General features: G+C 71.0%; 19 protein-coding genes. 12 read left to right on the forward strand and 7 right to left on the reverse strand.

The window, feature by feature from the left end; translation table 11 throughout:
* Positions 1-53: 53 nt before the first annotated feature.
* The 8 genes from H9Y04_RS07485 (at position 54) to H9Y04_RS07520 (ending at position 6,636) form a co-directional block, all read left to right on the forward strand.
* The gene (locus tag H9Y04_RS07485; protein WP_187812864.1) at positions 54-716 is read left to right on the forward strand and encodes a thioredoxin-like domain-containing protein; all 663 of its coding nucleotides are present in this window, start codon (positions 54-56) and stop codon (positions 714-716) included.
* Between the two features lie 68 nt (positions 717-784).
* Positions 785-1,423, forward strand: coding sequence for a DUF305 domain-containing protein (locus H9Y04_RS07490; protein ID WP_438818079.1), 639 nt, complete (start codon positions 785-787; stop codon positions 1,421-1,423).
* A 49-nt stretch (positions 1,424-1,472) separates the two neighbouring features.
* On the forward strand, positions 1,473-2,924 hold the full coding sequence (gene gadC, locus H9Y04_RS07495; RefSeq protein WP_187812866.1) for a glutamate/gamma-aminobutyrate antiporter GadC: 1,452 nt from the start codon (positions 1,473-1,475) through the stop codon (positions 2,922-2,924).
* Between the two features lie 85 nt (positions 2,925-3,009).
* Positions 3,010-3,735 carry a DUF998 domain-containing protein gene (locus H9Y04_RS07500; RefSeq protein WP_236070612.1) on the forward strand — a complete coding sequence of 242 codons (726 nt, stop codon included), beginning with the start codon at positions 3,010-3,012 and terminating at the stop codon, positions 3,733-3,735.
* Positions 3,736-3,989: 254 nt separating this feature from the next.
* The gene (locus tag H9Y04_RS07505) at positions 3,990-4,817 is read left to right on the forward strand and encodes an alpha/beta fold hydrolase (protein ID WP_308800910.1); all 828 of its coding nucleotides are present in this window, start codon (positions 3,990-3,992) and stop codon (positions 4,815-4,817) included.
* Positions 4,814-5,257 carry a DUF5990 family protein gene (locus H9Y04_RS07510; RefSeq protein WP_187812868.1) on the forward strand — a complete coding sequence of 148 codons (444 nt, stop codon included), beginning with the start codon at positions 4,814-4,816 and terminating at the stop codon, positions 5,255-5,257. The genes H9Y04_RS07505 and H9Y04_RS07510 overlap by 4 nt, the downstream gene beginning before the upstream one ends.
* Before the next feature lie 97 nt (positions 5,258-5,354).
* Positions 5,355-6,272, forward strand: a complete 918-nt coding sequence (locus H9Y04_RS07515; RefSeq protein ID WP_236070613.1) for a DUF4190 domain-containing protein — start codon at positions 5,355-5,357, stop codon at positions 6,270-6,272.
* A 157-nt stretch (positions 6,273-6,429) separates the two neighbouring features.
* Positions 6,430-6,636, forward strand: a complete 207-nt coding sequence (locus H9Y04_RS07520) for a hypothetical protein (protein WP_187812869.1) — start codon at positions 6,430-6,432, stop codon at positions 6,634-6,636.
* A 48-nt stretch (positions 6,637-6,684) separates the two neighbouring features.
* On the opposite strand, the gene H9Y04_RS07525 is transcribed toward H9Y04_RS07520, so the two are convergent.
* The 3 genes from H9Y04_RS07525 to H9Y04_RS07535 form a co-directional block, all read right to left on the reverse strand.
* Positions 6,685-7,713 carry an endonuclease/exonuclease/phosphatase family protein gene (locus H9Y04_RS07525; protein WP_187812870.1) on the reverse strand — a complete coding sequence of 343 codons (1,029 nt, stop codon included), beginning with the start codon at positions 7,711-7,713 and terminating at the stop codon, positions 6,685-6,687.
* Between the two features lie 229 nt (positions 7,714-7,942).
* Positions 7,943-8,587 (reverse strand): TetR/AcrR family transcriptional regulator, encoded by a 645-nt coding sequence (locus tag H9Y04_RS07530; RefSeq protein ID WP_187812871.1) that lies wholly within the window; start codon positions 8,585-8,587, stop codon positions 7,943-7,945.
* 104 nt (positions 8,588-8,691) lie between these two features.
* Entirely contained in the window at positions 8,692-10,284 is a 1,593-nt protein-coding gene (locus H9Y04_RS07535) for an MFS transporter (protein ID WP_187812872.1), read from the reverse strand.
* A 218-nt stretch (positions 10,285-10,502) separates the two neighbouring features.
* Between H9Y04_RS07535 and panB the strand changes: the two genes are divergently transcribed.
* The 3 genes from panB to H9Y04_RS07550 all read left to right on the forward strand — a co-directional run bounded on the left by panB (position 10,503) and on the right by H9Y04_RS07550 (position 13,599).
* Positions 10,503-11,381, forward strand: a complete 879-nt coding sequence (gene panB / locus H9Y04_RS07540; protein WP_187812873.1) for a 3-methyl-2-oxobutanoate hydroxymethyltransferase — start codon at positions 10,503-10,505, stop codon at positions 11,379-11,381.
* A 344-nt stretch (positions 11,382-11,725) separates the two neighbouring features.
* Entirely contained in the window at positions 11,726-12,751 is a 1,026-nt protein-coding gene (locus tag H9Y04_RS07545; protein WP_187812874.1) for an ATP-binding cassette domain-containing protein, read from the forward strand.
* A complete protein-coding gene (locus H9Y04_RS07550) occupies positions 12,748-13,599 on the forward strand; it encodes an ABC transporter permease (RefSeq protein WP_187812875.1) in 852 nt (283 codons plus the stop codon). Before H9Y04_RS07545 ends, H9Y04_RS07550 begins: the two co-directional genes overlap by 4 nt.
* Before the next feature lie 190 nt (positions 13,600-13,789).
* On the opposite strand, the gene H9Y04_RS07555 is transcribed toward H9Y04_RS07550, so the two are convergent.
* Positions 13,790-17,215: an AfsR/SARP family transcriptional regulator gene (locus H9Y04_RS07555; RefSeq protein WP_187812876.1), complete on the reverse strand. Its 3,426-nt coding sequence runs from the start codon at positions 17,213-17,215 to the stop codon at positions 13,790-13,792.
* Positions 17,216-17,329: 114 nt separating this feature from the next.
* Between H9Y04_RS07555 and H9Y04_RS07560 the strand changes: the two genes are divergently transcribed.
* The gene (locus tag H9Y04_RS07560) at positions 17,330-18,127 is read left to right on the forward strand and encodes a site-2 protease family protein (protein WP_187812877.1); all 798 of its coding nucleotides are present in this window, start codon (positions 17,330-17,332) and stop codon (positions 18,125-18,127) included.
* An 87-nt stretch (positions 18,128-18,214) separates the two neighbouring features.
* Here H9Y04_RS07560 and H9Y04_RS07565 read toward each other — a convergent pair whose 3' ends face one another.
* From H9Y04_RS07565 to H9Y04_RS07575, 3 genes are all read right to left on the reverse strand, one after another.
* On the reverse strand, positions 18,215-18,397 hold the full coding sequence (locus H9Y04_RS07565; protein ID WP_187812878.1) for a hypothetical protein: 183 nt from the start codon (positions 18,395-18,397) through the stop codon (positions 18,215-18,217).
* An 84-nt stretch (positions 18,398-18,481) separates the two neighbouring features.
* Entirely contained in the window at positions 18,482-19,210 is a 729-nt protein-coding gene (npdG, locus tag H9Y04_RS07570; protein WP_187812879.1) for an NADPH-dependent F420 reductase, read from the reverse strand.
* 67 nt (positions 19,211-19,277) lie between these two features.
* Positions 19,278-20,360, reverse strand: a complete 1,083-nt coding sequence (locus H9Y04_RS07575) for a sialidase family protein (protein WP_187812880.1) — start codon at positions 20,358-20,360, stop codon at positions 19,278-19,280.
* Between the last annotated feature and the right edge of the window lie 21 nt (positions 20,361-20,381).

Genomic DNA, 20,381 nt, shown 5'->3' on the forward strand with positions numbered 1-20,381 from the left:
ACCGCCTATAACATCAGCTGACCCGCCTGCCACTGGAGAACGGATACACCAGCATGGGTTCCGCCCGACAGAACTCCTCAGCCGATCGCCGGGCGCGCATAGAGGAGATGCGCCGCGCCGAACAGGCTCGCGAGCGCCGCAACCGCCTGCTCACCATCGGCATCAGCACCGTCATAGTGGTCGGTCTGGTCGGCTTCGGCTCGTATCTCTTCATCAGCGAGCAGAACAAGCAGGACGAGGCGGATGCCAAGGCGAAGGCCGCGGCCGATGCGCCCATCAAGGGCCTGCAGGAGTTCGACGCCAAGAAGCTGGGCCGCAACCACGTGACCAAGCCGGTGTCCTACCCGCAGACGCCTCCGGTCGGCGGCGACCACAACCAGGTGTGGATGAACTGCAACGGCGACGTCTACGACAAGGCGATCCCGGACATGAACGCGGTGCACTCCCTGGAGCACGGCGCCGTCTGGGTCACGTACAACAAGCAGGCCAAGGACGCCGACGTCAAGGCGCTCGCGGAGAAGGTCAAGGCCACCCCGTACTCCCTGATGAGCCCGGTCGACGGCCAGGAGGGCGCGCTGATGCTGACCGCGTGGGGCAAGCAGGTCACCGTGGACAGCGCCAAGGACCCGCGCGTGGAGAGCTTCTTCGCGAAGTTCGTGCAGGGCAAGCAGACCCCTGAGCTGGGTGCCGCCTGCACCAACGGACTGGCAGGCTAGGCATGCGGAACGGCCGGCCATCGGGCCGGCCGCCCAAGACCGCAAGGCATCAGGAACGGACTGTGTCAGTGAAGCGCGCAACCTGGCTGGGGATCGCCGCGGCGGTGCTGCTCGCGGGCGGCGGGGGCATGACCCTCGCGCTCGCGGACGGCGGCGACCGCGGGGCCTCCCCCGCCGCCACGGCCAACCCGTCGACCGACTCCGCCGACGCGGGGTTCGCACGTGACATGGCCGTGCACCATCAGCAGGCCGTCGAGATGTCCTTCGTCATCCGCGACCGCACCGACGACGAGGACATCCGGCGCCTCGCGTACGACATCGCCAACACCCAGGCCAACCAGCGCGGCATGCTGCTCGGCTGGCTCAACCTGTGGGGTCTGCCGATCGCGGACGGCAAGGACCCGATGGGCTGGATGGACATGCCGGCCTCCCCCTCGCCCGGTCACGACGGTGCGCTGATGCCCGGCATGGCGACCAAGTCGGAGATCGAGCGGCTCGGGGAGCTCAGCGGCAAGGACGCCGAGATCTTCTATCTCCAGCTGATGACGGACCACCACAAGGGCGGTGTCCATATGGCCCAGGGCTGTGTGGACCGCTGCGCGGTGGGCGTCGAGAAGCAGCTCGCGCAGGGGATGGTCGACGCGCAGGAGTCGGAGCTGGATCTGATGGCGGACCTGCTGAAGGAGCGGGGCGCCGAGCCCAGGTAGCCGTTTCGCTCGGCATGCGGCCCACCCGTATCGCACTGATCATGGCCGCATGACGACCACCGACGAGGTCAAAGAGCCGGTCGCGGACGACGGCACCAAGCGGCAGTTCATCTCCTGGGTGACGCTCGCCCTGATGACGACCGCCTCCGTGGCGAGCCTGCGCCCCTCGCCCTCCATGGCGATCTACGGCCTCGCGGCGATCTTCCTCTATCTGCTGCCCGCCATCGTCTTCCTGCTCCCCACCGCACTCGTCGGCGCCGAGCTGGCCTCCGGCTGGACCGGCGGCATCTACCGGTGGGTGAGCGAGGCGCTCGGCAAGCCGCTCGGCTTCCTGGCGGTGTGGTGCCAGTTCGCGATGACCATCGCGTACTACCCGAGCCTGCTCGCGTATGTCGCCTCGACCTTCGCGTACGTGATCCACCCGAGCCTCGCCGAGAACGGGCTCTACGTCGCGATCGTCATCGTCGTCGTCTACTGGACCGGCGTCTGGGTCTCCTCGCGCGGCACCAAGACGGTGGCGGGGCTCTCCAGCCTCGGCCTGATCATCGGCACCCTGATCCCCGGCGTCGTCCTCGTGGCGCTCGGCCTCGTCTTCCTCGCGCAGGGCAACCCCTCCGAGGCGCCGATGGACGCGGGGCACTGGCTGCCGCCGTGGACCGGCCTCGCGAGCCTGGTCCTGATCGTCAACAACTTCCTCTCCTACGCGGGCATGGAGATGAACGGCGTCCACGTGGCCAGCCTGCGCTCCCCGCGCTCGGAGTATCCGCGTTCGGTGTTCCTGGCGGCCGGCCTGGTGCTGCTGATCTTCATCCTTCCGGCGCTCGCCATCAGCTGGGTCCTTCCTGCCGAGAACACCAGCCTCACCGCCGGTCTGATGCAGGCCTTCCACGCCTTCTTCGACCACTTCGGCGTCGCCTGGCTGACGAAGATCGTCGGCATCATGGTCGTGATGGCCGCGCTCGGCGGCATGCTCACCTGGCTCGCGGGTCCCGCGAAGGGCCTGGTGCAGCTGTCGCGCCAGGAGGGGTATCTGCCGCCGTTCCTGCAGAAGCTGAACCCGCACGGCGTACCGCAGAACATCATGATCGCCCAGGGTGTGATCACCACGCTGATCGGCATCCTGTACGCCTTCAGCTCGGATGTGTCCTCCGCGTACTGGATGTTCTCCGTGATCACGATCCAGATCTATCTGATCGCGTATCTGCTGATGTTCGTGGCCGTCATCCGGCTGCGGAAGACCCAGCCGGACCGGCCGCGCGGCTTCGTGGTGCCGGCCGTGACGCTGGTCGCGGGGGTCGGCTTCATCGCCTCCGCGTGCGCGATGGTCATCGGCTTCGTCCCGCCGGACCAGTTCGGCGACGGACCGCTGTGGCGCTATCTCCTGATCGTCGGCGGCGGGCTGCTCGTCCTGGGTCTGGTGATCCCGCTGGCGTTCCTGAAGTTCCGCAAGCCGCACTGGGTGCATCCGGAGTACCAGGGGGCTCGGGCCCCGGTCGAGTAGGGCCAGGGCCGCTGTGTCACCAGCCCCGGGACGTAGGCTTTGCCCACCTATGTCCCTTCCGGTGGTGTGTGCAGCGATGGCAGCGATGACCTCTTCCCGTCCCCGCGGACTGCGGCCCGCCGCCGTGCTGCTCGCGCTCGGCGCGCTCGCGTACACCGCCTGGGTCGTCGAGGTCGTGGTCTCCACGGGCCTCGATCCGCTACGGACCTACGTCAGCGAACTCGCCGCGCAGAGCGAGCCGCTCGGCGGGGTCTTCCGCACCACGGATCTCGTGGCCGGGCTGCTCGTCCTGAGCGGTGCGCTCTGGGGTCTGGTGCACCACCGTCCGCGCGCGCCGTGGTCCACGGCGGGGTGGGCGGGCCTCGTGCTGTTCGGCGCGGCCACCGCGGTCGACTCGCGGCTGCCGCTGAGCTGTACGCCGACGGCCGATCCGGAATGCGCGGCACGGGAGACCGCGGGACTGGTCCCGGCGACGCACGCGGCGCACGCGGTGAGCAGTTCGATGGCGGTCTGCGGTGCGCTGGTGGGCATGGTGGCGCTGACGGTCGCGGCCCGCCGGTACGGCCGGTGGCCGGTGCTCGCCCGTTTCGGCCCCTGGCTCGCGGTCGCCGAACTGGCCGTCACCGCTTGGACGCTGGCCTCCGTGGCCGCCTTCCAGGCGGGCAAGGGCACCTGGCTGCTCGGCCTGGGACAGCGGTCCCAGGTGCTCCTCATCGCGGTGTGGCTGGCGGTGTTCGCCTACGAGGTGGGGCGACGCAGGCTGTACGAGGTGGGGCAGGTCCTGCCGTACGGGGTGGGGCGGCGCGGGTGAACGGGCGGGAGCAGGGGTTCGTGAGCGGTGAGGCGTCGGGGGAAGCGGCGGGGGTGTCGGGGTCGGCGGACGCGGCACGGATGTCGGGGTCGGCGGACGCGGCACGGATGTCAGGGTCGGCGGACGCGGCACGGATGTCAGGGTCGGCGGACGCGGCACGGATGTCAGGGTCGGCGGACGCGGCACGGGCGCCAGGACCGGCGAAGGCGGCGCGGGCGTCGGGGTCGGCGGAGGCTCCGGGGAGTTTCGTGCGCATCGGCGGGGTGCCGCACCATGTCGTGGTCGAGGGCGGCGGGCCCGTCTGTGTGCTCACGGCCGGGCTCGGGATGGCCTGGTTCGACTGGGACGCGGTGGCCGCGCTGCTCGCACCGCACCGCACGGTGGTCCGCTTCGACCGTCCCGGGCTCGGCCTGAGCGGACCGGCCGCCGTGCAGCCTTCGCTGACCGGAGAGGCGGACCGGATCGCCCGCGTGCTCGACGCGTGCGGTCTGCGCGGGCCCGTCACCGTGGCCGGGCACTCCCTCGGCGGCTTCCACGCCGAGGCCTTCGCGCGGCTGCACCCCGCACGGACGGCCGGCCTCGCCCTGATCGACTCCAGCGTGGAGACCGCCGCGCGGCCGCGCCCGGCGCCGGCCGTCAGGACCGGACTCACCCGCGTCGCCGCGGGCGCGCTCGGCGCGGCCGGTGTGCCGTACGCCCTCGGACCGCTCGGCCGGCGGGCCGCGTTCCGGCTCACGCGCGGGCGCCGCGGCGGCGATCCGGCTCCGTACGCGCTCGTCCGCCGCACCTACGCCACGGGCCGCTCGCTGCGGGCGATGCTGGCCGAGCACACGACGTATCCGGATGTGGCAGCCCAACTGGTCTGCGTACGCCGCCAGTTCCCGCTGCCGGACGGCATCGGTGCCACGGTGCTCGCGGCGGGCGCCGATCCGCGCTGGCAGGCGCGCCAGCTCGCCCTGGCCGGGGAGCTGGGCGCGGACTTCCGCAGGTGCCCGGACGCGAGCCACCTGGTGATGCTCGACCGGCCCGAAGACGTCGCCGAGGCCGTGCTGTCAGTGGGCCGTGCTGAGATGACCGCATGACCGCTCCCGCCAAGGGCACCCTGCGTCTGCACATCACCGGCCACACCCTTCCCGGCCGCACCTGTGGTGAATTCCACAACGTCCATGTCGCCGTACAGCGCGGACGCGAACCGGAGCGTCCGGTGGCGGGGGACGCCGCCGGGGCGGAGTGGGAGTTCGACATCGGCACCGTGCCCCTGCCGGACGGGGCGCTCGACTTCCGCGGCCCGTATGTGCACGGCCCGCGCGGCGCGCGCTTCCTGTACCTGACCTGGGGCGAACTGCCGGAGGGCGGCACGTTCACGATGTTCCGCCGGGCGAAGCTCTTCCTGGCGGACATCCCCGCATCCGTCGTCGCAACGGGGGCGGCCCGCCTCGACCTGGGCCTGACGGACTCTCACGGAATGCCCTTGTGCGCCGCGGTCCGTCCCCCTGTGGCCCATTGGCGCAAGAACCTCTGAACTCGCCCTATTCGCGCAGGTGAAGGCCGGGATAAAGCAAACATAAGCCTCTGTTACGGTTGCCAAAAATTCACACCGCTCGCGCACAAGGAACACAATGACCACTCCGCCGCCGCCCGGCTCCGAGTCCCCCTGGGCCCCGCCGCCCGCAGACGCCGCAGGCCCGTACCAGACTCCCCCGCCGCCGCCCGGCGTCGGCTACCCGATGGCCCCGCCCCCGGGCCCGTTCATGCCGCAGCCGCAGCCGCGCAATGGCCTGGGCATCGCCGGTCTCGTCCTCGGCATCGTCGGCGCCGTGTTCTTCTGGACGGTCTGGGGCGGCATCATCCTGGGCGTTCTCGGCCTGATATTCGGCCTGATAGGCCGCAGCCGCGCCCGGAAGGGCGAGGCGACCAACGGCGGTGTGGCGCTCGCGGGTGCCATCCTCGGCGGGCTCGCCATCGTGGCGTCCGTGGTGTGGCTGATCTTCGTGGTGGTCCTCGTGCAGGACACCGTCGACGAGATCAACAATGAGCTCGACAAGGCCAAGGACGGCACGTCCTCCTCGGCCCCGCAGGACCCGGCCGAGGACGCCACGGACAGCGGCGAGCCGGCCACGGACGCCCCCGCCGACGACGAGCCCGCCGTGTTCGGCGACAGCTACGAGTGGGAGGACGGTGTCACGATCACCGTCTCCGAGCCGAAGGCCTACACGCCCGACCAGTACGCCGCCGGTCACGCGAAGGGCAACAAGGCCTTCCAGTTCACGGTGACGGTCGAGAACGGCAGCAAGGAGAAGCTCGACGGCGCCGGCATCTACCCGTCGCTGCGCGACGGCAAGGGCGCCGAGGCCGAGCTGGTCTTCGACGGCAGCAACGGCACGAAGCTCATCGAGGGCACCATCCTTCCGGGCAAGAAGGCCGTCGCCACGTATGCCTTCTCCATCCCCGCGGGCGCCGAGAAGGAGCTCCAGATGGAGATCAGCCCGGACCTCATCGAGTACGACAACGCGATCTGGACCGGCTCCGCGAAGTGACGTCCCGTACGCGGTAGTTCTTCCCTTCGGGACTTCGGCCCCGAAGGCGGCGGGCCCTTCGGCGTGGGAAATAAGGCAGGAATCCGGCTAAAGCAGCCATAAAAGGCTGGCACCTTGGTCAGGTTCCCCGTTTTCCGCACCGAAGGGCCCGCTCGTCATGATCCCGCCGGCGTACCGGCCGTCCCCGCGCTACGGCCTCGTGACCGCACTGCTCGTGCTCGCGGTGGTCGCCGTCATCGTCGCCGTGACCGGCATCGGGACCGTCGGCCGCGAGCACCACGCGACGGACGGGAACACCGAGGTGCATGTGGTCCCGAGCCCGACGGACACCGGCTTCCACGAGCAGGACATCTCGGTCCCGTAAGGCCGCCCGACGCCCGCAAGGCCGCCCGACGCCGTAGGGCCGTATGGCTCAGAGCTCGACCGAAGCCGCCACCGGCAGATGGTCACTGCCGGTCTCGGGGAGCGTCCAGGACTTCACGGGCTCCACGCCGCGCACCATGATCTGGTCGATCCGCGCCATCGGGAACGAAGCCGGCCAGCTGAATCCGAACCCGTCCCCCGCCGCACCCTGCGTGGAGCGCAGCTGTGAGGTGACCGGGGAGAGCGCACGGTCGTTCATGGTGCCGTTGAGGTCGCCGAGCAGGATCAGCTTCTTGACGCTGTCGTCGCGGATCGCGACGCCGAGCGCCTCCGCGCTGTTGTCGCGCTGGCCGGCCGTGAAGCCGGCGTTCAACTTGACGCGTACGGACGGCAGATGGGCCACGTACACCGCGAACTCGCCCTTCGGGGACTCGACGGTGGTACGCAGTGCGCGCGTCCAGCCCATCTTGATGTCCACGGGGCGGCTGTCGCTGAGCGGGTACTTGCTCCAGACGCCGACGGTGCCCTCGACCGCCCGGTACGGATAGGTCTCGGCCAGGACCTTCTTGTACGTGGGCAGCGCCTCGGGGGTGAGCTCCTCCAGGGCCACCACCTGGGCGCCCGACGCGGCGATCTTGCGTGCGGTGCCCTCGGGGTCGGGGTTCTCCGCGTTGACGTTGTGGGTGGCGACCGTGAGATCGCCGCCGGCGGAGGACTTGTCGAAGATCAGGCCGCCGAAGAGGTTCACCCAGACAAGCGCCGGGAGCAGCACGGCGATCACCGCCGTGGCCGACCTGCGGAGCAGGGCGAACACGAGGAGCACCGGCACGAAGAGGCCCAGCCACGGCAGGAAGGTCTCGGTGAGCGAGCCGATGTTGCCGACGCGGTTGGGGATCCGCGAGTGGAGCGCCATGACGAGGGCGAGCACCACCGCGAGGGCCGCGACGAGGATGCCGCGGCGCCAGACCGACCTGTCCCGGAAGTCTCTGCGCCAGTCGTCGAGCAGGCGCCGGACACGGGAGCGGCGCTCAGGCCCCGAGCCGCTGGTCCCCGTCTCCGTCATATACGCCTGCGCCATACTGTCGCCTCATTCGCCGTGCACACCGTCCCCGTACCCGTTCGACCCTAGGTGATGACGGTGCCGTGCCTTGCCGTCCCGAGGTGTGGGTCCCCGAGGCGGCCGTACTGCTACGAGGACGGCCGCCGGGCGCGGGCAGTTCCGATTTCTGCGCGCTCGGCGGCCGCTGTGACGAAACCCGCACATCAGAGGGCGTATCGCCGCACCCTCAGGACGCAGCGACGGGCGCTCAGGCCCGCAGGCCTTCGATCACCGTGTCCACGATGGCCTCCGAGAGGCCGTCGGGCAGCGGCGCGTCGTGGCTGAGGATGGTGCGCGCGAGCATCGGTCCGGTGAACAGGTCGGCCATCAGCGAGAGATCGAGCTCGCCCCGGAGCTCCCCCGACGCGACGCCCCGCTGGAGCACCTCCGTGAGCCGGGCACGGCGGCGGGCGACGACCTCGCCGTGGTAGAGCTCCCACAGCTGCGGATAGTTCTTGGCCTGGGCGAGCAGGCTCTGCAGCATCGCCGAGGAGCGCTTGGCCAGGCCGCGGCGGCGGATCCCTTCGAGGACGGCGACGAGGTCGTCGCGTACGGAATCGCCCGCCAGCTCCTGATCGGGTTCGTCCACCACGCGCATGACCTCGACGAAGAGCTCCTCCTTGCCCTTCCAGCGGCGGTAGATGGTGGCCTTGCCGACCCCGGCCGTGCGCGCGATCCGCTCGATGGACATGTCACCGAGCGAGACGCCCTCCTCGAGGAGGCGCATCACGCCCTCGATGATGGCCCGTTCGACCGCCTCGCTGCGCGGGCGTCCGCGCACGGCCGGGGTCCGGCTCGATGACTCGCCCTCGTCCTCGTCCGGCCGCCCCTCGCCCCGGTCCTTCGGACTCATGCGCCGCGCTCCCCTCGGTGTGCCTGCGTGATCGCGTACGCCCTTGCCGCGTGCGTGATCGTGTACGCCTCTGCCGCGTACGTGATCGCGTACGCCATTGTCGTCTAGCGGCCCGCGCCCACCGGCTCGGCCGAGCCGGACGGCGCGTTCTCGTCCTTCGGCGGGCGGCCCGGCAGGAACAGGGCGACCACCACGACGCCGATCGCCGCGACGCCCGCTCCGCACAGGGCGGTGATGTGCATCGCGTCGAGGAAGGCGTCGTGCGCCGGGGCGACGAGTGCCTCGCCGCGTTCGCCGAGCGAGCGGGCGACGCCGAGCGTGGCCTCGATCGACTCGCCGGCCGCGTGCCGGGCCTCCGGGGGCAGCGCGGTGAGATCGCCCTCGATGGAGGAGCGGTACGCGGCGGAGAGCACGGAGCCGAGGATCGCGATCCCGAGCGCGCCGCCGACCTGCCGGAAGGTGTTGCTGAGGGCGGAGGCCGAACCGGCCTTCTCGCGCGGCAGGGCCTGCATGATGACCACGCTCACCGGGGTCATGATGTGCGCCATTCCCGCGCCCATCAGGAAGAAGATCACTTCGAGCAGCCAGATCGGGGTGTCCGCGTCCAGCGTCGCGAACGCGGCGAGCGTGCCGGCGATCACCACGAGGCCCCCGGTGCACACGGCACGGTTGCCGAAGCGGTCGACCACGAGCCGGGCCCGCGGCGCGAAGATCAACTGGGCGGCGGCGAGCGGGATCAGGAGCAGACCGCTCTCCAGCGGGCTGTAGCCGCGCACGCTCTGCAGATAGAAGACGGAGAAGAAGGTGACGCCCATCATCGCGAAGAACACCAGGGCGATGGCGCCGATCGCCGCCGAGAACACCTTGTTCTTGAAGTACGTGACGTCGATGGACGGATGGTCGCTGCGCTTCTGGTGCACCACGAACAGGACGAGCACGGCGAGCCCGGCCGCCATGGTGGCGAGGACACCCGGGTCCGCGAAGTCGGCGAGCCGGCCGCCCTCGATGATCCCGTACACGAGCAGCACGAGGCCGAGGATCGACAGGGCCACACCGACCGGGTCGATACGGCCGGGGCTCGGGTCCTTGGAGTCCGGCACGAGCACGATCATCAGGACCAGGGCGATGGCCACGATCGGCACGTTGATCAGGAAGACCGAGCCCCACCAGAAGTGGTCGAGCAGCAGTCCGCCCGTGATGGGGCCGATCGCGATGGCGAGGCCGACGCCGGCGGCCCAGATGCCGATGGCCTTGGGCTGCTCCTCGCGCTCGAAGACGTTCATCAGGATCGCGAGGGTCGCGGGCATCACGAAGGCGGCGCCCAGGCCCATCACGGCGCGGAACGCGATGAGGTGCGTGGGCGATCCCGACTCGGCGGCGAGCAGCGAGCCGACGCCGAACACGACCAGGCCCGCGAGCAGCATCTTCTTGCGCCCGAGCCGGTCGCCGAGCAGTCCGGCGGTGAACAGCATGCCGGCGAAGACCAGCGTGTAGGAGTTGATCGCCCACTCCAACTCGCCCTGGCTGGCGCCGAGTCCGGTGGGTGCGGGTTCGGAGATGGTCTTGACCGCGACGTTCAGGATCGAGTTGTCGAGCACCACGATCAGCAGGCTGAGCATCAGCACACCGAGAATCGCCCAGCGGCGCCGGTGCACTGCTTCCGGTATGCGTGGGGGTGCGGGAGGTGTCGTCGTCATACGGACGAGCGTAGCTCCATTTCGATACGACACCGTCTCGTATCGGAAAGCCTTAAGGAGTCTTTACCCGCCCGCGGAGGCTTGTCGGCAGCCCGGGAGGACTTGCCTGTAGGGGGCAACGGGGGTGCCCTAGCCTCCACCGCCCCCGGGATGCCACCATGGGAGGTGATCCGGGGACGCCGTGAGGGCGCCTCGAGATGACTGAAGGAGCCGTTGCCATGACGCAGATTTCGGCTGCCCACACGCCTGCCCCGCAGCAGGCGAACGACAGCAGCAAGGCGCTGTACGGGGGCAAGTCCAACCGCCGAGTCACCGTCCGCGATCTCATCGCCGCCAAGGAGCGCGGCGAGAAGTGGCCCATGCTCACCGCGTACGACGCGATGACCGCCTCCGTCTTCGACGAGGCCGGCGTCCCCGTCCTGCTGGTCGGCGACTCGATGGGCAACTGCCACCTCGGGTACGACACCACCGTGCCCGTCACGCTCGACGAGATGACCATGCTCTCGGCCGCGGTCGTCCGCGGCACCTCGCGCGCCCTGGTCATCGGCGACCTGCCGTTCGGCTCGTACCAGGAGGGTCCGGTGCAGGCGCTGCGCTCGGCGACCCGCCTGGTCAAGGAGGCGGGCGTGGGCGCCGTGAAGCTGGAGGGCGGCGAGCGCTCCCTGGCGCAGACCGAACTCCTCGTCCAGTCCGGCATCCCCGTCATGTCCCACCTGGGCCTGACCCCGCAGTCCGTGAACACCATGGGCTACCGGGTACAGGGCCGCGGCGACGAGGACGCCCACCGTCTGGTCCGCGACGCGAAGGCCGCGGAGGCGGCGGGCGCGTTCGCGGTGGTCCTGGAACTCGTCCCGGCCGAGCTGGCCGCGGAGGTCACGCGCTCCCTGCACATCCCGACGGTCGGCATCGGGGCCGGCGCGGCGTGTGACGCCCAGGTCCTCGTCTACACCGACATGATGGGCCTGACGCCCGGCAAGATGCCGCGCTTCGTGAAGCAGTACGCGGATCTGCGGGCGCAGATGGTGTCGGCGGCGCGGGCGTTCTCGGAGGACGTGGTGGGCGGCACGTTCCCGGAGGAGTCCCACACCTTCCACTGAGCCGCGTACGGCTCCCCTGATCCCCTGCGGCACCACGGACCGGCCCGGCGCTTCCCCCACGCCGGGCCGGTTCGCCGTTTCTTCTTCGCCGGTCCGGCAATCCCAGCCCCTGCGGCGCTTGAGCAGATCCGAACGAAGTTCGGATGTCGGGGTCCGGGGCGGAGCCCCGGTTTCGGGAAGGGGCGGGGCGGGGGAGAAAAGCCCGCCGCAGGCGCACCCACCCCGCGCCCGAAGACGCGACCGCACCCCACCTGACCTGCGAAGTCGGCGGAATATCGGCCACCGACAGGCGCTGTCGGTGACCTGTAGGCGCCCTGTCGGCGCGGCCCGACACAGTTGTCGGCATGACGCGATCCGACAAGAACCCGACCCCCCGCGGCCAGAGCGCCGTCACCGTACGAGGGCTCGTCAAGCACTACGGCGAGACCAAGGCACTCGACGGCGTCGACCTCGACGTCCGCGAGGGCACCGTCCTCGGCGTGCTCGGCCCGAACGGCGCCGGCAAGACCACCCTCGTCCGCATCCTCTCCACCCTCATCCAGCCCGACGCGGGCACGGCCTACGTGGCCGGCTACGACGTCCTCACCCAGCCCCGCCAGCTGCGCCGCAAGATCGGCCTCACCGGCCAGTACGCCTCCGTCGACGAGAAGCTCTCCGGCTTCGAGAACCTGTACATGATCGGGCGCCTGCTCGACCTGTCCAAGGCGGACTCCAAGAAGCGCGCCAACGAACTCCTCGAGCGCTTCTCCCTCACCGAGGCCGCCAAGCGCACCGCCGGCACGTACTCCGGAGGCATGCGCCGCCGCCTCGACCTCGCCGCCTCGATGATCGGCCGCCCGGCCGTCCTCTACCTGGACGAGCCGACCACCGGCCTGGACCCCCGTACCCGCAACGAGGTGTGGGACGAGGTCAAGTCCATGCGCGACGACGGTGTGACCGTCCTGCTCACCACCCAGTACATGGAGGAGGCCGAGCAGCTGGCCTCCGCGCTCACCGTGATCGACCGCGGCCGGATCATCGCCGAGGGCCAGATCGCCGAGCTCAAGGCGAAGGTCGGCGGCCGCACCCTGCGCATCCGCCCGGCCGACCCCCTGCAGCTGCGCACCATGGCCGCCGACCTGGACGCCTCCGGGCTCACCGGCCTGGCCACCGCGACGGTCGACACCGAGACCGGCACGGTCATCGTGCCCGTGCAGAGCGACGAGCAACTGACCGCGATCGTCGGCCACTTGGCCGCCGCCGGTTTCGCGCTCGCCGACATCGCCACCGAACTGCCCAGCCTGGACGAGGTGTTCCTCTCGCTGACCGGCCAGAAGGCCAGTGCTCCGCAGGACGCGCCCGCCCGTGAACTCGAGGAGGCCGCCGTATGAGCACCGCGACCCTGCCCCAGCAGACTCCTGTAGAACAGCCGCCCCTCCTCAACGGAGAGGCCGACGGCCGCATCGGGCTGCGCGCCAACCTGCGCCACACCGGCGCCCTGATCCGCCGCAATCTGCTGTGGATCAAGAAGGACCCGGAGTCGATGTTCGACGCCCTCCTGATGCCGGTGGTCTTCACCCTGCTCTTCGTGTACGTCTTCGGCGGCTCGATCGGCAAGGCGATGGGCGGCGGCCAGGACGCCTACGTCCAGTACGTGATCCCCGGCATGCTCGCGATGATGTCCATGTCGATCGCGCAGGCGGTCGGCACCGGCTTCAACGAGGACTTCCACAAGGGCATCATGGACCGCTTCCGGTCCCTGCCCATCGGCCGCGGCTCGGTCCTGTTCGCCAAGATCTCCGTGGAGATCATGCGGCAGCTGATCGCCATCGCCGTCCTGATGCTCGTCGCGGTCCTCGTGGGCTTCGACATCGAGAGCTGGCCCGGCCTGTTCGCGGCCGTCGGACTCTCGGTGCTCTTCGGCTCCGCCGTGATGTGGATCTTCCTGGTGCTCGGGGTGACCCTGAAGAGCCCGCAGTCCGTGCAGGCGCTCGGCTTCCTGGTGATGATGCCGCTGCAGTTCGGCTCGTCGATCTTCACGCCGACCCAGAACATGCCGGGCTGGCTGCAGAACTTCACCGAGTACAACCCGATGTCCGGACTCGCGGACGCGGCCCGCGGTCTGATGACCACCGGCCACCCCGTCGCCCACGGTCTGTGGGTGACCCTGGCCTGGACGGTCGGCCTGACGGTGGTCATGGCGCCGTACGCCGTCTACAAGTTCGCGAAGAAGAGCTGATGCGCACCTGCGCCCACCGGACCTGATCCGCACCGTCGGATCGCGTCCGAGCGGCACGGATCAGAAAGCTGATCGACCGGCGCACTCCGGTGGATCAGAAAGCTGGTCGACCGGAACTCCGGTGGATCAGAAAGCTGGTCGACCGGTACTCCGGTGGATCAGAAAGCTGGTCGACCGGTACTCCGGTGGATCAGAACAGGGCGGCGGCCTCCTCCTTGGAGAGGCCGCCGCCTTCCGCGTATGCCCGTTCGTACGCCTCGTCGCTGAGAACCGTGCGGACCAGTGCTTCCGCCTCGGCCCGTGTCTCCCGCTCGAACAGCGGCGATACGTGCAGGGGCGGCCGCTGCGCGTCGGACACGCCGAGCAGCCGTGCCCCGAGGAGCGCGTGCTCCTCGCCTCCGAGCCCGGCGAGCGCCTTGGCCGCGATCGCCAGATGGTTCGACGTCAGCTGCGGCATCACCATCTGCGACATCGGCTCCAACGCCTGGGCGAGGGCGCTGCGCGCATGGCCGAGCGCGGACTCGTAGTCGCCGTCCACGGTGTCGAGCCAGCCGAGCATCCCGTCCAGCATGCCGCGGAACATGACGATGGGCCCGGACAGGAACTGGTCGCGCAGCCAGGACAGATTCTCCCGCGCCTCCGCGGTCCGGCCGGTGCGGCCGAGGTGCAGCGCGAAGTAGAGCCGCGCGAAGGCCTGTGCCTCGCTGAGCGAGGGATCGGCCTCGTCGATGATCCCGCGCAGGATGCGCTCGGCCTCGTCGCCGCGGTCCAGTTCGACCAGCGCGCCGCCGGCCAGACGGGACTTGAGGACCATCACCTGCGTGTGCGCCCCGATGCGTTCGGCGCGCTCGATGGCGTCCCGGTAGTCGTCGACGGCCCGCTCGAACTCGCCCTGCCGCTCCCAGGCCTCACCGCGCGCGGACAGCGCCTCGGCCTGCCCCCATACGTCGCCGAGTTCGGTGTAGATCGCGAGCGCCTCGTCGGCGTTGGCGGCCGCGTCGACGGACCATTCGCTGCGGTTGGCGAGGATGTTCGCGCGCATCTGCAGCGCTCCGGCGAGCTCCCACCGGAAGCCGAACTCGCGGCAGGCCCGCACCTGTTGGGCGCTGAGCTCCAGGACGTCGAAGGGCTCACCGTTCAACAGGCGCGCGAAGAACCAGATCGATCCCGGCATACGGCAGGTCTGCGGCATGCCCGGCCGGTACGTCTGCACGACGGCGCTCAGAAAGTCCTGCTCGTCGCCGCCGGCCACACCCGTCCAGAGATCGTGGCCGTGGTCCATCGTGGCCACCTGGATCAGCCGGGCCCCGCGCCGCGCCTCCGCGAACACCTCGGGGCTCATCGGCGGCGGTGCGTCGGTGCACCGCTCGTACACGTCGGGGGCGGGCGTGACGGGGTGCGTGAAGGGTTCGGGGCCGAGCTGCACGGCCGCGGCGGACCAGTGCTGGGCCTCGGCCCGCTGGTCGCGCATCTGCCAGTACCAGCACAGCGAGTGCACCAGGCACAGGGCCTCGTGCTCGTCGCGCAGCGCGATGGCGCGGCGCAGGGAGGTGCGCAGGTTCTCGTACTCGGTCTCGATCAGCTCGATGGCCTCGAACTGGCGGCTGGTGCGCAGCAACGGGTCGGTGGTGCGGGCGAGTTCGCGGTAGTGGACGAGATGGGCACGTTCGGCCAGGGCCCGCTCCCCCGCCTCGTCGAGGCGTTCGGCGGCGTACTCGGCAACGGTCTCGAGGAGGCGGTAGCGCATCTCACCGTTCGCCGAAGGGACCGCCACCACAAGGGACTTGTCGACCAGGGAGCCGAGCAGGTCGAGGACGTCACGGCGGTCCACCATGAGGTGCAGATGGCACGCGGCGTCCCCGTCCGTCGCGGGCACGGCACCGCACACGGCTTCGGCGGCGCTCAGGTCGCAGCCGCGCGCGAACACCGACAGGCGGCGCAGGACCGCCCGTTCGGGTTCGTCGAGCAGGTCCCAGGACCAGTCGACGACGGCCCGCAGGGTCTGCTGGCGCGGCAGGACCGTACGGCTGCCGCCGGTCAGGAGGCGGAAGCGGTCGTCGAGCCGGTCGGCGATCTGGCGCGGGGTGAGCATCCGCAGGCGGGCGGCGGCGAGTTCGATGGCGAGGGGCTGCCCGTCGAGGCGTCGGCAGATCTCCTCGGCCGCGGCGCGGTCCTCGTCGACGGTGAAGCCCGGCCGCGCGGCCGCCCCGCGTTCGCCGAGCAGCCGCAGCGCCATGGCTTCGGGCAGCGGGCCGAGCGGGCGCACCGACTCGCCCGGTACGCCGAGCGGTTCACGGCTCGTCGCGAGCACCGTCAGACCGGGGCAGCGCGCGAGCAGATACGCCAGCATGTCGGCGGCGGCGCCGATGACGTGCTCGCAGTTGTCGAGCACGAGCAGCAGCTCGCGGCGCGCGCAGTGCTCCACGAGGCGTACGAGGGGGTCCTGGCCGCTGCGGTCCACGGACCGCAGCTCCTCGGCGCCCGCTCCGTACAGGACGGTCTCGCGCGCCCCGAGCGCGGTGAGCACGGCTTCGGGGACGGCCTCGGGGTCGGCGTCCGCGCTCACGGGCGCGAGCTCGGCGAGCCAGACGCCGTCGCGGAAGGAGAGCCCGTCGGCGGCTTCCTGCGAGAGCCGTGTCTTGCCCGCGCCGCCGGGCCCGAGCAGGGTGACGAGCCGGGCGCTCGCGAGGTCGTCACGGAGCGCCTGCAGCTCGGCCTCGCGGCCGACGAAGGAGGTCAGGCGTGCGCGGAGGTTGCCCTTGCGGGATTCCGGCGCGGGGGATTGCGGAAGGGGCGTCTCGGGAGCGGGGGACGTGGCCGCCAGGGGGTCGGCCGCCGGTCCGGCCGGCGGCTCGGACCCCGGCCGCTCGACCCCCGGCAGCCCGACCCCCGGCGACAGCAACTCCGCGTGCAGCGCGCGCAGTTCGGGCCCCGGATCCGCGCCGAGCTGATCCGCCAGATGCTCCCGTACGTCCTCGTACGCGGCCAGCGCCTCCGCCGGGCGTCCCGCGTCGCGCAGCGCCCGCAGGCGCAGCACCTGCAGCGGCTCGTCCAGCGGGCGGGCCTCGGCGAGGGCGGCGAGCTCGGGCAGGATCTGCTCGGCCCGGCCGAGCGCGAGCGCCGCGGCAAGGCGTCCGCGCCGCGCCTCCAGACGCCGGGCCTCCCAGCGCGCGGCCTCGGCGCCGCGGTCGGGCAGATCGGCGAGCGCCGGGCCGCGCCACAGCGCGAGCCCTTCGTCGAACAGGGCCATGGCCTTGACCGCGTCCCCGTCCGCCAGGGCGTTCGCCGCCTCGGCGGCTAGCCGCTCGAAGCGGTACGCGTCCACGTCGTCGGCCTCGGCGACCAACCGGTAGCCGCCGGGCCCGAGTTCCACCGCCTCCGTGCCCAGGGACCGCCGCAGCCGTCCGACCAGCGCCTGCAGCGCGCCGTTCGCGTCGGCGGGCGGATCGCCGTCCCAGACCTCGTCGACGAGCTGCCCCACGGGAAGCGCCCGGCCCGGCCGCAGCGCCAGCACGGTCAGGAGCCCGCGCAGCCGCGCACCGCCCAGGGTTACGGGGGTGCCGTCGGGCTGATGGGCCTGGGTGGTACCGAGGACGGAATAGCGCACGTGCGCCATTCTCCCCCGAACAGGGCGGAGCCCGTCAGGAACCCCGCACGTCCACGGTCCGTTGCTCCCACGTCACCGATAGCGTCTTCCCGTACGAATCAGCTGACGGCAGGAGCCCGGCCCATGACCACCGCCATCCGGCGCAGCGACCGGCGGATCAGTCCCGTCTTCCTCGGCATCGTGGCCGTGACCGCCGCGGGCGGCTGGGCGGCGTGGACGGGGTTCGCGGACAATCCCGGGGTCGCGGTCTTCGTGTTCGTCACGGGCGCGTGGATCGTGTCCCTGTGTCTGCACGAGTACGCGCACGCGCGGACCGCGCTGCACAGCGGCGACATCTCGATCGGCGCCAAGGGCTATCTCACGCTGAACCCGCTGAAGTACACCCATGCGCTGCTCAGCATCATCCTGCCCGTGCTCTTCGTGATCATGGGCGGACTCGGTCTGCCGGGCGGCGCGGTGTTCATCGAGCGCGGGCGGATCCAGGGCCGCTGGAAGCACAGCCTGATCTCGGCCGCGGGACCGCTCACCAATGTGCTGTTCGCGATCGTCTGCACCGCGCCGTTCTGGCTGGACGCCCTGGACGGCGTGCCGCTCGTCTTCCAGTACGCGCTGGCGTTCCTCGCGCTGCTCCAGGTCACGGCCGCACTGTTGAACTTCCTGCCGATCCCCGGGCTCGACGGCTACGGCGTGATCGAGCCGTGGCTCTCGTACAAAATCCGCCGCCAGGTGGAGCCCTTCGCACCGTTCGGGCTGCTCGCCGTGTTCGGTGTGCTGTGGATCCCCGAGGTGAACGTGTGGTTCTTCGACACGATCGACTCGCTGCTCGGCCTGCTCGGGATCGAGGAGTTCGAGTCGTACTGCGGGCAGAACCTCTACCGCTTCTGGGCCGACCAGAACGATCTGTGCGCCGTCGGCCGGTGAGCCGCTGCGTCAGCAGGTGACGGGGCGGCGCTGCGTAAGCAGGTGACGGGGCGGCGCTGCGTCAGCAGGTGACGGGGCGGCGCCGTGTCAGCCGGTGACGGGGCGGCGCCCGGCGCGGCCCTTGCGCACGTAGTAGACGGTCATGTTCGAGGACAGACCGGCGATCAGCACCCAGACGATGCCGAGCAGGCTGCCCTGCCAGAAGGAGACGACGGCCGCGGCCACGGCGAGGACGCAGACGATCAGCGCGTACAGAGCGAGGCGGGGCATGGGGACGGCTCCTGTCGGGTGACACCTACAGTGGTACGCCGACCAGTGTCCCCCATGTCCCGCCCTGCTCCGTCAGGGGCCGGCTCAGACGTCCGTGATCCGCAGCCCGGCGTGCGCCTTGTAGCGGCGGTTGACCGAGATCAGGTTCGCCACGAGCGCCTCGACCTGGTGGGCATTGCGAAGGCGGCCCGCGAAGACCCCGCGCATCCCGGGGATACGGCCGGCAAGGGCCTGCACGATGTCGGTGTCGGCCCGCACCTCGCCGAGCACCATCACATCGGTGTCGATCTCCTCGACCGACTCGTCCTGCAGCAGCACCGCCGACAGGTGGTGGAAGGCGGCCGTGACCCGGGAGTCCGGCAGCAGGGCGGCGGCCTGCTCGGCGGCGCTGCCCTCCTCGACCTTCAGCGCGTACGCGCCCTTCTTGTCGAAGCCGAGCGGGTTGACGCAGTCCACGACGAGCTTGCCGGCGAGGTCCTCGCGCAGCGCCTCGAGGGTCTTGGCGTGACCCTCCCACGGCACGGCGACGATCACGATGTCGCTGCGCCGGGCGCACTCGGCGTTGTCGGCGCCCTCGATCCCGAGGCCGAGCTCGTCGGCCGCGGTCTGCGCGCGGTCCGCGGCGCGCGAGCCGATGATCACCTTCTGGCCCGCGCGGGCGAGCCGGTAGGCCAGGCCGCGGCCCTGGTCGCCGGTGCCGCCGAGCACGCCGACGACGAGACCGGACACGTCGGGCAGGTCCCAGGGGTCCTTGGCGGGGGCCTTCGCGGGGGCTGCGGCAGGCGCCGCGGCGGGGGCATCATTCGTAGTCATGCGCTGACGATACTTGCTGGTAGCGGCCTGTTGAGTTCCGCCCGTACGTGCTATCGCAGCCGCTCGGTCACACGCCGATGCGGGCGAGCGGTATCCGTCGGAAGGTGATCGTCTCGTACGGGGTGAAGTCCCCGGTCTCGTAAAGGAGTCCGAGGGTGCGTTCGTCGATCCGTACGAGATCGGAGTACGCGGCGGGCACCCCGCTCACGGTGTGCACGGGCCCCCAGGTGGAGCCCTGGTCGGTGCTGGCGCGCAGGGTCATCAGGGCGCGGTGGCCGGGGTCGGCGGGGCCGGAGTACAGCAGCGGGCCGCCTTCGAGCTGGAGTACGGAGCCCTCGACGACCGGTCCGGTGAGGCAGGCCTGCGGGCGGAAGGCCTTCACCAGGGTCTCGCCGCCGTCCTTGGACCAGGCCTCGGCGCGGTTGCCGGGTGCGGGCGAGTCGTTGCGGGTGTTGAAGTAGACGCGCCCGTCGGGGAGTTGGGCCGCGGTGGTCTCGTTCACATTGATCAGGCCATCGGGGCTGTCGTCCACGTACCCCATACGCCAGCTCTGCCCCCGGTCGTCGCTCAGGAGGCAGTGACCGCCGTTGTACCGCGACTCGGTGCCGTCGTCGCCGGAGCCCGCCGCGGGCGGCAGCGAGTGGTTGGCCGGCACGACGATCCGGCCCGAGGCGAGCTGCAGCGCATGGCCCGGCGTGGTCGCGTACCAGCGCCAACTCGGCTTCTTCGTCTGCGCGGTGATCTCCCGCAGGCCCGACCAGGTGAGCCCGTCGTCGTCGCTGTGCTGCACGTACACGCGGCGCCCGTCGGCGGCGGAGGCCTGTCCGCGCCGGATCCTGGCCTCGCTCGCCGAGGCGGCGTTGCGCATATGGACGAGCAGGATGCGGCCGTCGGCGAGGACGACGGGGGCGGGGTTGCCCGCGAGGTGGTCGCCGTTGCGGGCGGCGATGGAGAGCGGGCTCCAGGTGCGGCCGCCGTCGGTGGAGCGCTTGAGGACGATGTCGATGTTGCCGGCGTCGGAGGCCGAGGCGACCCGGCCCTCGCAGAACGCGAGCAGGGTGCCGGCCCGGCTGCGCACCACGGCGGGGATACGGAAACTCGCGTAGCCCTCGCGGCCCGCGCGGAACGGTACGGATACCTCGCTCGCCATGGCCCCACCCTCTCGCCTGCC

Origin of the sequence: Streptomyces polyasparticus, assembly GCF_014493765.1 — a bacterium.
Taxonomy (GTDB): Bacteria; Actinomycetota; Actinomycetes; order Streptomycetales; family Streptomycetaceae; genus Streptomyces; species Streptomyces polyasparticus.